We start from the raw sequence: 12,500 nt of genomic DNA on the forward strand, positions 1-12,500 counted from the left end.
TCCTAACTCCTAACTCAGGTGATACTAGTCCCTGTAGCTGCTGGCCCCTGGTGTATTAGGGTCACGATAACGAGTTGGTTCTTCGTCACGCTTTTTACCTGCTAACCCAGCTAGACCTAAAAGACCAATTAATCCTAGCCAACCCCAATCAGTATTAGCGCGATCGTCATACACAACCCTATTTGGTGCAACTGTGTCAGTTCTAGGTTGAGTTACTTGGGCTTGTGCGCGGAAACTTAAGGGTAAAATTCCCATAGTCAAAGTCAGAACCCCAACGCCTAATGTTTTGGTTAAATTATTCGTCATGGTAAATATTGCCTTATATCCTACTTCAGATATTCACCACTGTATCTATTCCCAAAATGGGCTAAATCAATCTGCGGCTATAAACTCGATTTATTTCTAAATCAGGCTGAGGATATATTTAACCAACCTTGCCCAAGATCAAAAAATAAGCTGAAAAACCTGATAGCGCCCCGTGGCTGATTATAAATGGTTTAATGGTTTAGCGATCGCGTAAATTAGATACATGGGTGGTTTACTAGCGGTGAAATTAGCTGATGAAAAAACTCTGGCTGCTATTCAGCATATTATTTGTGGGACTATTAACAATTACCCAAGTATTAGCTCAGAAAAGATTACAACTGAAAATCAACCGCTACTTAGAAGTTCGCAGTATTTCTGGAAATGTCACCTACCAAAATGGACAGATTTCCCAATCGGCTCGCATAGGCATAAAACTACAAAATGTAGGAGATAGCATCAGCACAGGCCAGCGTTCGAGTAGTGTGCTGTCCCTAGATACTGGTATCGGTTTTATTCAGGTTGCAGAAAATACAAAACTCGAAATTCAAAAACTCCAAACAGCTAGTCAGGGTGGACGCGTTACCAATCTACAGGTGACAGGTGGACAGGTACGGCTGAAAATACGTTCCTTTACACATCAAGATTCTACCTTGCAAATACAGACTCCAGCAGGGATTACAGGCGTGCGAGGGACAGACTTTGGTGTGAGTGTCCAACCGAGTGGTAAAACAGGGGTAGCGACTCTCACAGGTAGTGTAGCAACAACGGCTCAAGGTCAAAGAGTATATGTAAATAAAGGCTTTCAGACCATAGTGATTCCTGGAGAACCACCTTCAGTACCTATGCCGTTGCAAAATAATACAAGATTAGATGTGCAAGTACTGGAAGAAAGAAGAAATCAACAAGTCCGAGTTGTTGCTAAAGTTGATCCAGTTAACTTGGTCATGTTGCTAAATCAACCGCTGATTACTGATCGGAGTGGAAGATTTGACGTTACCATCCCCATGCCTGCTAATCGGCGTGTTGCAGTGACAGTAACTACACCTTTAAGTAAAAAACAAGATTATGAATTAATTGTTCCTTAAAGCTACTGAATCAAATCAAGTCAAACAAGAGAGATGCGATGACCTATGGTCGGGCGTAGCCTATCACCGTGTAACCGCACAAGTTGATTAAAGATCTGTATTTGTCTAGAGTTTTTGTCTAATTCACGTAATTTTAAGTTTTTCAACTATAATATTTAACTGCTTATTGTTTGTCACAATCAGCTAATCGCATACACCAACCAGCTATCTATCGTGCAAGATACCGACTCTATGAATGACCTTGCTGCTGCACTGCAACAGCCAGTAGATTTAGATTTTGAACTACCAGATCCAGAAGATGAACAGATTCTGGAGTCTGATTTTTTACAGCAGCTAGATGTAGCTTGGCAAGTATGCGATCGCTTTGATTTACAAACAGAAATTTGGCGTGGTCGCATTTTACGCTCAGTCCGTGACCGAGAGAAAAAAAACGGTGACGGACGCGGTGCTGGTTTTCTCAAATGGCTCAAAGAACGGGAAATTAGTAAAACTCAAGCCTACAGTTGGATTCAACTCGCAAATAGTGCTGATACCTTAATTGAAGATGGCAAACTTGACCCAGGTAGTGTCAATAACTTTAGTAAACGCGCCTTTGTAGAAACAGCCAAAGCCGCTCCAGAAGTGCAGCAAATGGTGAGTGAAGCTGCCCAAAAAGGCGATCGCATCACCCGCAGAGAAGTCCGTCAACTCACCGACGAATGGACAGCTATGTCCTCAGATTTATTACCAGAGGAAGTTAGGGAAAAAGCCGCAGATAACACCCTGCCACCCCGCTACATTGCCCCTCTGGTCAAGGAAATGGAAAAACTGCCAGAATCACACCAAAAGGCATTACAAAGGGATATAGCCGCTAATCCTGATGTTGATACTCTCAAACAAGCAACCACAGAAGCCCGCCAACTAGGAAAATATCTCAAATCTGCGGCCCAAGTCCAAGCGTTGACAGAGGAAAATGTGGATATTGAAACAGCTTTAGAAGAAGCGCAAAGAATTGGCTGTTTAAGCATCGCTGCTGATTTGGTAAATCAAGCATCCCAGATGGAACAAGGTATAGCCAAGTTATATATGACTTGGAAAAAAATCAGTAATTTAGCAGATAGATTATATGTTGACACTGGTGCGAGTACACCCAATCTGCGATCGCTCCTCACTTGCATAGAACCTCTTGGTGGTGAAATCATGGAACTGCAACTCAGTGGTGCAACTGAACACACCATCAGGTTACAGATTCAAGAGACAAATTAGGTAATGGGTATTGGTGTTCCCTAAATGCTAAAAAGTAGGGTGGGTTAGCGACAGCGTAACCCACCGAATTTAATGATATGGTTGGTGCGTTAATTGAATAACGCACGCTACAAGATCAGGCGATCGCTCAAAAGTAAAATGTCTTTGATGAAAGATCAGCGATCGCAAATTTCTGCGTAAAAACTAGCAATCACATTACAAGACAAACCTTACAAAAAATGGATGTCCCAGCTTTTTGATTTCATTTGGGTTTCCCCAATTGACCCCATCATTGCAAGTGTAGAAGTTCGCACCAGAACATTTATTACTAGAAAAACCCGTAGGACAAGCATAGGAAAAATGCAGAGGTTGACCATTTCTTGTTGCATAAACAGCAATACCCTCTGTTCCAGATACACCCGTATAATCTTGTATCCAGAACTTTTTAATTTCACCTGGAAGAATCTGCATAGGGGGGTTGACGACATAATAACCCTTCTTAGCCTCGGATTCAGTTAAATCCAGTTGAGAATTTCCCTTGGTGTTGTCAATGATGATATAACAAGAAAAGTCCATTGACGGCGGTTTCATTCCCTCACTAATCACGCTGTCTGTAGGAGCAGGATAACCTGAAATTTTATAGGAAGTACCCTCACCTTTAGCTACCATATAAACACTAGCTTCGCACTCATCTGTATCAACCACTGTGAAAGTAACTACTTGTTTTTTCTTCGTATTCTCCATATCAGGAGATGAGGGACATTGAAAACCATTATTAGCATACCCAACTAAACCATTCTTAATACCTAGTTTTGGGAAATGGGTATGTCCTAAAATAATCAAATCTGAGTTAGAGGTGAGAGCAGATTGTTGGGCAAACCAAGGTATATAAGTTCCATTTAAATCAGCATATGCTGATTTAAATGTGGTTGTTAAACCATAATTATCAACCCACTGCCTTTGCAAATTCGCGTATAGTATCTTCGCATCTTCTATCGTCTTTGTTTCACCATTGGGTAAGATAATCGGTTCATTCTTTGGTATTTTGGTGACTTCTGCGATTTGATCCAGAAGGACAGATACTACATTGCCAGAGCTAATCAAGGATTGTAATGCAGAGAGGATACTAGATAAATTTATTCCATTAGGAGCGCCTTGATCTGGTAAATCAGCAACGGTTTGTCCAGGTTGCAGTGTTTTATCCAACATATAAGCCACAGCGCGGGTAATGTAATAACCTACGGGTAAAGGCTTAATCTCACTCTCAAGGTAGGGGGCATTAAACATCGTAAAAATATGCCCGTGAGTAAAGGCAATCTTTTTTCCTCCCGCAGTCTTGACATAGTAAATTGGGTCTTGACAATAGTTTATTTGGTAATTTGATGAATTTTGAATTTGACGTAAATCATCTTGAGTAACATTCATGTCATGGTTGCCATTCACGTAAGTTACTCTTCCTTCTAAAGCCGTTAAAACCTGACTGAGCTTGCCATCAATTCCCAAGATGTTTGGATTAGCATTTATAATATCAGTCAAGGTTGGAGGACGATGATTGGGGGGAAAAGTCCAGAAATCGAATATATCACCAAGTAAAATTAGCTCTTGAATGGAGTCAGCCTCACGGATTACATTGTCTAGAATAGCTGACAAGTATGGTTCATGTAAGCTTTTTTGATACCAGCTTGTCTTAATATCTGTGCTAATATGTACGTCGCTCAAGACAACGATTTTATCTATCGACATGATTTATTTACACAAAACTCTGTTTATTTAGACGTTTTACCAGCCCCATTTGTGAATTTTCTGAGTTATGGGCAAATTTTTCTCTATCACAACTTACAGGAAAAAACCAATAAAAAAAGTTATTATTTTTCTACAACTTCAAAGAGCCAGATTGATGTCTGGTCTCTTTGTCTGACAAAAGCATTAACCCCAAAGGGAGGATTAAGGAGAGATTTATCACTAGTATCTGTCATTTTATCCCAAGTTAATTTTGCTGGCTGATTGCCATTTTGATTAATAACTCCAATATTAATTTTTTTATTCCCTTCAGTATCTAACGAAGTTGAAAATTGTAAATTTCTTTTTTCTTTACCTATCCCACAATCAATTTGATAATTAGATGCAAAAGAAAAACTATCACTATTAAATCTTTCAGCGACTAATCGCAATGAATCAATATCACCTAGAGGCCATTCTAAAGACTTATTGTAAGCACCTATAGGTTTAAGAATACATTGAGTCTTGTTAGCTATTTCAACCATCCTTGTATATGTTATGCTCATTGGTATTTCGATAGTTTGATTAGGAAGAATTTGTGGTTGTACATCAGATGAGCTAGCTTGATCGTGGTCTAAAGAACTTATAGGTGAAGAATTAGCATGATTATTAAAAATACCAAAGGCAATAGTTACACTCAACAATAAAGCAATAAAAATTTTAGTTAGAGATTTCATGAAATATATATCCTTAGTTAACTCAAAATGATAATTTTTTCGCAAATAAAAAATGACATTGGTGAAATTAAGCATCCAAACTTTGCAAAAACTCAGCAACTACTAAAAAAGAGGTAGAAAAAATACCTACCTCTTTTTAGATCAAGTTATCTCACTTGATATATCCACTGAACTCTGCCATTATTGTTACCCATCATGGCTCTACCAGTGAACTGACCATTGACTTTATTTTTGTCATCAGCATTAGACATCTCATCCCAACACTGTTCTGCTGGGGAATTGCCTTGCTCATTACGGGTGCAAAGATTAATTTTTCTTCTTCCTACGGGAGGCCATGAAGCTCCAAATTGGAAATATCTTCCAGTATTTCCAACTGCATAGTTAGAGGCAAATGTAAAATACCCAGCACCACTCTCTGTCCAGTCTCTATATTGAGCAGTTAATGGAGGAACATCACCAAGAACCCAATTTCCTAAACTATTGTAACCACCCACACGGGTAAGTGTAGACCCAGTTTGATTAGCTATCACCATTTGAAATTTTTGTGTCGAGGTGATTAGCCCTACAATTTGATCTATGGTTTGATTAACATCAATTGCAACATTGACGTTAGCACCCACTGGTGACTGAGCATGGGCATTGCCTGAAAAACCACCGAAAGCGATGGTTATAGCCAGTAGGAAAGCAGCAAAAACTCTAGTTAGAGATTTCATCGTCACAAATCCTTGATGAGTATAATTTAATCAGTGGTTATTTTTTCCCCACATTATTTAGACTTTTCCCAACCCGCATTTGTGAATTTTTCGAGTTACGGGCAAATTTTTCACCAAAACTTCACCCTCAAACCCCATAACCCTTCCTCCCCTTACCTTTCAGCCCCTGCAAAGTCTTCTCAACCTCCCCACGAGCCGGATACAACAACTGCTGACTTAAAGCACTTTCATAAGCCTGTATCGCTCCCAAGCTATCCCCCAACCCTACCAAGGCTCTCCCTAACCAGTAATCAGCCATAGCCGGGTTAAACGCCCTTAATTCCTGACATCCCTCACAAGCCGTTTTCCACCATTGTTTACTAGCTCCAACATCCCCCAGCCACACCGCAGCAGGTACGGATTGCAGATAACCCCCTCTTGGTAATATATGCCATCCTTTTTCCAACGCCTCCACTGCCTCCCGATGTCTTCCAGCCAAAGCTAAAACTCGTCCATGACGAAACCAAGCATCAGCTAATTGGGGCTGTAGTTGCGTCCCCTGTTCAGAAACACTACACCCTCGTTCAAACTCTTGAAAATGTTCCACCAACACCCGCCCCGCAGTCGTCCAAACACTCCAGCATTCAGGAAACCGCTTCAACATCTCCTCCACTATGGAAGCAAGAGTCGTCTTACTCCCCTCTCCTAGTAGGAGAGGGGTAGGGGGAGAGGTCGCAACTGATAAAATTTCGCACAACGCCCGATAAATTTCGCAATCATGGGGATACAGATGATAAGCTTTCTCCATCATCTGTACCGCCTTCTGATATTCTCCCGTCTCGAACAAGCAGCGCCCGTAATAATACCAACCATAAGGATGATGCGGGTGTTCTGCGGTAAACTCTGTTAACACCTCCACACCTTGCACCCAATCCCCTCGCAGGATGTAATAATATGCCAGGGAATTGTGAGCCTCAACCCCATGAGGAGCCTGTCGCAGTGCAGAAGTAATCATCTTTTTCGTCAGTTTCCCTTCTTTACGAGATACCAAGCTCATCTGACAACGCTGATTAATTTGTCGTTGCAGTACCCGGAAATCATCTCCAGCTAAGGCTATAAGTTTGCTCAACCGCTCTCTAGCTGCTGGAATATTCCCCACCGCCATTAACCCGTCATAGCTGTAAATCAATGAGAAAACATCATCTGGGTTGATTGACAAAACCCGCTCACAGGCGCTAAGAGTACCAAAAGGATTTTCTCTTCTCTGATGCACCTGTGCCAAAGCCAGCCAATGAACTACTTTCTCCGGTTCTAAAGCAGCCGCTAAATTAAAGGCGATGATTGCCTTCTGACTCTCACCTCTGCAAACTGCAATCAATCCTTTTATGTGATGCTGAGTTCCTTCATTTTCGGACAACACTAAAGCTTTTTCATATATTTCTAGAGCCTCTTTTTCTAGTCCCATCAGATGCAAAACTTTACCCAGTTGCAGCCACACATCAATTAATTGAGGTTGTCGCTCAATCACTTGATAATATTCGGCAATTGCTTGTTGCCAGTTTCCCATTTCGTAAAATAAGTCAGCCAGTTTTAATCTTTTTTTCCATCCTTGGGGATATTTCTGAACATACTTACTTAAGGTGATAAGTTTCTGCTTTTGTCTAGCTAGGTTCTCCTCTACAAGTAAGTGAGCATTCATCTCCAGCCCAGAGAATTGGGTGAACTGTACCAAGGATGTGGCAATTTTTCCAGACATATTACTGTTACTTTATAGTTAATTTCTTCGTGCTGGCTTTTGGTTATAATTGATGATTTACAATAAGGAATCACTGCATCACACTGAGCTTTTCGTTCGAGTAGCATCCCGTATGGAAGTGTTTCATTAGATTGAATCTTTTCTACTATCAAAGTTACCTTGTTTAAGGATGGTGATAAGAAATCAATACAAGTGTTATCTTCTCCTGTCAGATACTTCTCTAACTGCTTTTTTAGAATCTTTCGTGCCTGTTGAATACGTTTGCGAACATTCTCTTCAGAGAGGGTGAGTTGTTTGGCAACATCTTGACAGGATTTTTCTTGGCAGCAGTGTAAAATAAAAGGATGGCGCAATCTATCAGGCAAGGATTCAATTTTGTAGCGGAGATATGCTCGCATCTCCAAATTCAAAATATTGGATTCAGGAAATTCTGCCCTAGAAGCAAACGCTGGATGATCGGCAAATTTAATATCGTCAATGTTTTCAACTCCTATGGCTTCTCGTTTGCCTTTTCGATGTACATCCATGCAGAAGTTATAAATAATTCGAGTTAACCATGCTTTAGGATATATAATTTTATTGGCGTATTTTTTCCATTGATTACAGGCTTTGAGCATTGCCTGATTCAGTACATCTTCGGCATCATGAGAATTACCTCCCATCCACTTTAAGCAAAGGTTATAAAAATAATCTTGATATGATAGCCATAATTCCCAAAAATCCCCACAATCATTTTGAGATAAATCCCTTAATTGGCTTTGTTTCGGCAATACATTCCTGATTTTCAGCCCTGATAAGCAGAACAAAAGTTCTTGTTCTGGGTTCGCTTGTATATGTGAACTCCTGCTCATTATTTAAAACCTGAGTGATGATGCACTGTACAAAAGACTGAAATATTATCCATGCTAGGAATCCAATTTGATTACTATATCCCTGACGGGAGGCATAGCCATAATGACTCGTGGAGACTCTTAATAGGGAATAGGGAAAGAAGGCTGCTAGATGTATATGTAATTTGTATGGCTACACCACACAAGCTATCAAAAATTAAATAGGATACATAGCAATCCTAAACTAAGTAGGACTAGCCCTTTTAAGGTGGTGGAATTTGGAACGAAGATTGGTTGTTTCAACCTTCAAAAAACCCAAAAGCATTTAGAGAACTCCACAAAAAAGATGATCCAATTTTATGGGATGGGCATCCTGGACTTCCTTGTAATCATTAGTAGGCAGGACTTTTACTGAGCTTGTCGATAGCGTAGGCTGGCGTTAGCCATAGTATGCCTGCACCATAAGCAATTTTAGGATATTTTTTTTATTTGGAAGTCTATTAAATGATACTTAGTTTTTATAATCAATAATTGAGTTAAATTCAGGATTTTAATTTCAGTCAAATTCAAGTAAATTGAGTTAAATTCAGGTTTTCAAAACCTGAATATGTTTTCAGAGGAAACAGAGAACAGGGAAAACTCATGTTTAAAAACATGGGATTGAAATAATGACACTGTTTTTTTGACTGAGCTTTAAACTCAGAACTAAAGTTTCTGATCTGTTCCCTGACAATTGGAGTTTAGACTAATTTTACTTATCAAGCCTTCAAACTCTTATTCAGAGAGGTTTTGAGGATTTATCAACTTGTTTTAAATCCCAAGTCTAGAATCATTGCTACATCAGGGTTATAGCCTTTGAAACAGAATCTAGTCTAAACTCCAGTTACAAACATCAAATAGTCTAATACCCTCTTTTCCGTGCGGTTTCTTAATATAAGTATTGAACTGGAAATGATATTGCCAGTTCTAGGCTGCTAATTCTTCCATTTTCTTTGCCAATTCCACATCTAAATTGCTAATAGCATTACCGATGTCGTGGGTAACAAGATTCACACAGACAGTGTTGTAAACATTTAACCATTCAGGGTGATGTCCCATTGTTTCTGCATGAACACCCACCTTTACCATCCAACCTAATGCAGTTGGGAAAGAGTTAAATTTGTATTCTTTATACAACTTGCCTTCTTTAATTTGCCATCCAGGTAAATTACTCAAAGCTTGTTGTAGTTCTACTTCACTGAGTTTTTGTGCTGACATTTTCTTGATCTACACAGATAGTACTTATATTTATACTAGCAAATCAAATTAAAATCGCTTATTCGTGCAACCTCTGTTCCTGCTTCTGCGCCTGAATTTTCTGAGCAGTATCTTGAAATAACGAAAACTCAAATAACGTTTATACCTTTGGGCGACTTCTTTACCTACCAATAGCACACCCAACCAAAATATAACTTCAGCTAAAACCAATAATGCTGGTACTAATAAGGCTTTTTGAGCTACAGAAATTGGCAGAAATGGGACAATTATAGCGATCGCTAACCACGGAAAAAACGAGATAACAATGAGAACCAAACCCAGCTTTTGCATAATTCCTGTTTATAACAGAATCTGAGTTTAGTATTTTTATCTGTTTGGCTGGAGTGGCTTATCCTACATTAAGTAGGGGTTGCTGAAAAAGTTATCTGTGAAAGCTAGGAGTCAGGAGTCAGGAGTCAGGAGTCAGGAGGAAGAATTAGAAGAATAGTCTTGAATCAGATCCAGTGATAGGTTTTTGGTAGTTTCAACGCTTATTCCTTGCACCTGATTTACCTTTTTAACCTTCCGACTCTTGATATATCTATGTTTTAGCTTTATTAAGCAAGCCCTAATTAATTCTGTCCCATTACTCAATACCTATTTCCGACGTTCTTGCAATTTGCGATATACAGCTTTTAAGTCAACTTGATGATGTGCGATCGCTACGAGGGTATGATAAAACAGATCTGCTACTTCACCTGCGATCGCGTCTGCATCATCATCTTTACAGGCCATCACGACCTCAGCGCTTTCCTCACCAATCTTTTTCAAAATTTTGTTATCGCCACCAGCCAATAACTTACAGGTATAAGAGCTTTCATTGGGGTAGTCACGGCGATCGCATATCACATCAAATACCTGCGACAGCATATCCCCTGGTGGTGGGATAACTTTCCCATCTACTTGATGAAAACAACTACGCTCCCCAGTGTGACAGGCAATATCTCCCAGCTGCTCCACTACCATCAATATGGCATCACTATCACAGTCATAACGAATACTCTGCACCTTTTGAATATGTCCAGAAGTTGCTCCTTTGTGCCACAACTCCTGACGGGAACGGCTCCAAAACCAAGTTTCTCCAGTTTCCAACGTCTTTTGTAAAGACTCCCGATTCATCCAGGCCATCATCAAGACAGTACCATCCAGATAATCTTGGACAATGGTTGCCACTAAACCCTTGTCATCGTAGCGAATTTTTTCCACAGGGATAGCAGATTGGAGCGATCGCAGTTCGGGAGAAGACATACCAAAAATTTACTTTAAATTTAACAATGATTGATGCATTCACGATACCATTCTCAATAGAGCAACTGGCATCTTTTTAACAAACATCTTGATTAGGTCTAAGATCATTGAGTCCGCAGCTCTAAAGATATCTTTAGATATCTTTAGAGTAAGTTTTGAGTTCGATGTGTATTAAAATATTGTTATTTTTTTGGTTCAGGCAACCCCACAAGGATAGAAATTTTTTGCCATTTTTGACCCTATCCTAAGATAGATAAGCCCTTTTTATTCCCCATTTTTGGGAGGAAACCTTGGTAAACACCACAATTAAAACGACAAAATCTCAAGAAATCTTTGCTGCTGCTCAAAACCTGATGCCAGGAGGAGTAAGTTCTCCAGTTCGCGCTTTCAAATCTGTTGGTGGACAACCCATAGTTTTTGATCGCGTTAACGGAGCCTATATTTGGGATGTAGATGGTAACAAATACATTGACTATGTGGGGAGTTGGGGCCCCGCTATTTGTGGTCATGCCCATCCAGAAGTCATCACCGCACTGCATACAGCCTTAGAAAAAGGTACTAGCTTTGGCGCACCCTGTGTACTAGAAAATGTTTTAGCAGAAATGGTGATAGATGCAGTTAAAAGCATCGAAATGGTCAGATTTGTTAATTCTGGTACTGAAGCTTGTATGGCCGTACTCCGGTTAATGCGAGCCTTCACCAAACGAGATAAAATCATCAAATTTGAAGGTTGCTATCACGGACACGCTGATATGTTCCTGGTCAAAGCAGGTTCAGGTGTCGCCACACTTGGCTTACCTGATTCACCAGGAGTACCCAAAGCGGCAACTAGCGATACATTAACAGCCCCTTATAATGATTTAGAAGCTGTCAAAGCCTTATTTGAGGAAAACCCCAACCAGATAGCTGGCGTAATTCTCGAACCAGTAGTTGGTAATGCCGGTTTTATTACTCCTGACGCTGGCTTTTTAGAAGGATTGCGAGAGCTTACCCACGAGCATGGAGCCTTACTAGTATTTGATGAAGTCATGACTGGTTTCCGTATTGCCTATGGTGGCGCTCAAGAAAAATTTGGTATCACTCCAGATTTAACAACACTCGGTAAAATTATCGGTGGTGGCTTGCCAGTAGGAGCTTATGGTGGTCGCCGCGATATCATGTCAATGGTTGCACCTGCTGGCCCTGTATATCAAGCAGGGACTCTTTCCGGTAATCCTCTAGCAATGACTGCTGGAATCAAGACACTGGAATTACTACAAAAACCCGGTACTTATGATTCTCTAGAACAGATGACTCAGAAGCTAACCAATGGGTTACTTAAAATTGCTCAAGAAACGGGTCACGCAATCTGCGGTGGTAATATCAGCGCCATGTTTGGTTTATTTTTCACCGCTGGGCCAGTCCATAACTACGAGGATGCGAAAAAAGCAGATACAGCCAAGTTCGGGCGTTTCCATCGTGGAATGCTAGAGCATGGTATTTACTTAGCACCATCTCAGTTTGAAGCTGGATTCACTTCTTTAGCTCATACAGACGAAGATATTGAACAGACCTTAGCTGTTGCCAGGGATGTGATGTCTAACTTGTAAAAGGGAACAGGGAATAGG

At 40.3% G+C, this 12,500-nt stretch carries 12 protein-coding genes; 3 read left to right on the top strand and 9 right to left on the bottom strand.

All coding sequences use genetic code 11. From position 1 onward, the window contains the following. Positions 1–24: 24 nt before the first annotated feature. Positions 25–306: a WGxxGxxG family protein gene (locus AC012T_RS17850; RefSeq protein WP_487060092.1), complete on the bottom strand. Its 282-nt coding sequence runs from the start codon at positions 304–306 to the stop codon at positions 25–27. Between the two features lie 254 nt (positions 307–560). Between AC012T_RS17850 and AC012T_RS17855 the strand changes: the two genes are divergently transcribed. Both AC012T_RS17855 and AC012T_RS17860 read left to right on the top strand, forming a co-directional pair. Beyond that, complete coding sequence (locus AC012T_RS17855) at positions 561–1,391, top strand: FecR family protein (protein ID WP_487060093.1); 831 nt, start codon at positions 561–563, stop codon at positions 1,389–1,391. A gap of 231 nt (positions 1,392–1,622) precedes the next feature. Beyond that, entirely contained in the window at positions 1,623–2,636 is a 1,014-nt protein-coding gene (locus AC012T_RS17860) for a hypothetical protein (protein ID WP_487066646.1), read from the top strand. Positions 2,637–2,831: 195 nt separating this feature from the next. On the opposite strand, the gene AC012T_RS17865 is transcribed toward AC012T_RS17860, so the two are convergent. From AC012T_RS17865 to hisIE, 8 genes are all read right to left on the bottom strand, one after another. Further along, positions 2,832–4,358, bottom strand: a complete 1,527-nt coding sequence (locus tag AC012T_RS17865) for a metallophosphoesterase (protein ID WP_487060094.1) — start codon at positions 4,356–4,358, stop codon at positions 2,832–2,834. 122 nt (positions 4,359–4,480) lie between these two features. Further along, positions 4,481–5,071 carry a hypothetical protein gene (locus tag AC012T_RS17870; protein WP_487060095.1) on the bottom strand — a complete coding sequence of 197 codons (591 nt, stop codon included), beginning with the start codon at positions 5,069–5,071 and terminating at the stop codon, positions 4,481–4,483. Between the two features lie 146 nt (positions 5,072–5,217). Then, a complete protein-coding gene (locus AC012T_RS17875; protein WP_487060096.1) occupies positions 5,218–5,784 on the bottom strand; it encodes a hypothetical protein in 567 nt (188 codons plus the stop codon). 127 nt (positions 5,785–5,911) lie between these two features. Next, positions 5,912–7,519, bottom strand: coding sequence for a tetratricopeptide repeat protein (locus tag AC012T_RS17880; protein ID WP_487060097.1), 1,608 nt, complete (start codon positions 7,517–7,519; stop codon positions 5,912–5,914). Further along, positions 7,459–8,370, bottom strand: coding sequence for an RNA polymerase sigma factor (locus AC012T_RS17885; protein WP_487060098.1), 912 nt, complete (start codon positions 8,368–8,370; stop codon positions 7,459–7,461). The genes AC012T_RS17880 and AC012T_RS17885 overlap by 61 nt, the downstream gene beginning before the upstream one ends. 945 nt (positions 8,371–9,315) lie before the next feature. Beyond that, positions 9,316–9,606: a 4a-hydroxytetrahydrobiopterin dehydratase gene (locus tag AC012T_RS17890; RefSeq protein ID WP_487060099.1), complete on the bottom strand. Its 291-nt coding sequence runs from the start codon at positions 9,604–9,606 to the stop codon at positions 9,316–9,318. A gap of 48 nt (positions 9,607–9,654) precedes the next feature. Beyond that, positions 9,655–9,936, bottom strand: coding sequence for a transporter suffix domain-containing protein (locus AC012T_RS17895; protein ID WP_487060100.1), 282 nt, complete (start codon positions 9,934–9,936; stop codon positions 9,655–9,657). Between the two features lie 306 nt (positions 9,937–10,242). Then, on the bottom strand, positions 10,243–10,893 hold the full coding sequence (gene hisIE, locus AC012T_RS17900; RefSeq protein ID WP_487060101.1) for a bifunctional phosphoribosyl-AMP cyclohydrolase/phosphoribosyl-ATP diphosphatase HisIE: 651 nt from the start codon (positions 10,891–10,893) through the stop codon (positions 10,243–10,245). A 290-nt stretch (positions 10,894–11,183) separates the two neighbouring features. Here hisIE and hemL point away from each other — a divergent pair, with 290 nt between their 5' ends. Further along, positions 11,184–12,482: a glutamate-1-semialdehyde 2,1-aminomutase gene (hemL, locus tag AC012T_RS17905; protein ID WP_487060102.1), complete on the top strand. Its 1,299-nt coding sequence runs from the start codon at positions 11,184–11,186 to the stop codon at positions 12,480–12,482. The last annotated feature ends 18 nt before the right edge of the window (positions 12,483–12,500 follow it).

This window comes from Anabaena sp. EIM26, from assembly GCF_057568715.1.

Excerpts from the sequence above, each read along its gene's own strand:
- AC012T_RS17850 (WP_487060092.1), bottom strand. The coding sequence starts at position 306 with ATGACGAATAATTTAACCAAAACATTAGGCGTTGGGGTTCTGACTTTG.
- AC012T_RS17855 (WP_487060093.1), top strand. The coding sequence starts at position 561 with ATGAAAAAACTCTGGCTGCTATTCAGCATATTATTTGTGGGACTATTA.
- AC012T_RS17860 (WP_487066646.1), top strand. The coding sequence starts at position 1,623 with ATGAATGACCTTGCTGCTGCACTGCAACAGCCAGTAGATTTAGATTTT.
- AC012T_RS17865 (WP_487060094.1), bottom strand. The coding sequence starts at position 4,358 with ATGTCGATAGATAAAATCGTTGTCTTGAGCGACGTACATATTAGCACA.
- AC012T_RS17870 (WP_487060095.1), bottom strand. The coding sequence starts at position 5,071 with ATGAAATCTCTAACTAAAATTTTTATTGCTTTATTGTTGAGTGTAACT.
- AC012T_RS17875 (WP_487060096.1), bottom strand. The coding sequence starts at position 5,784 with ATGAAATCTCTAACTAGAGTTTTTGCTGCTTTCCTACTGGCTATAACC.
- AC012T_RS17880 (WP_487060097.1), bottom strand. The coding sequence starts at position 7,519 with ATGTCTGGAAAAATTGCCACATCCTTGGTACAGTTCACCCAATTCTCT.
- AC012T_RS17885 (WP_487060098.1), bottom strand. The coding sequence starts at position 8,370 with ATGAGCAGGAGTTCACATATACAAGCGAACCCAGAACAAGAACTTTTG.
- AC012T_RS17890 (WP_487060099.1), bottom strand. The coding sequence starts at position 9,606 with ATGTCAGCACAAAAACTCAGTGAAGTAGAACTACAACAAGCTTTGAGT.
- AC012T_RS17895 (WP_487060100.1), bottom strand. The coding sequence starts at position 9,936 with ATGCAAAAGCTGGGTTTGGTTCTCATTGTTATCTCGTTTTTTCCGTGG.
- hisIE (WP_487060101.1), bottom strand. The coding sequence starts at position 10,893 with ATGTCTTCTCCCGAACTGCGATCGCTCCAATCTGCTATCCCTGTGGAA.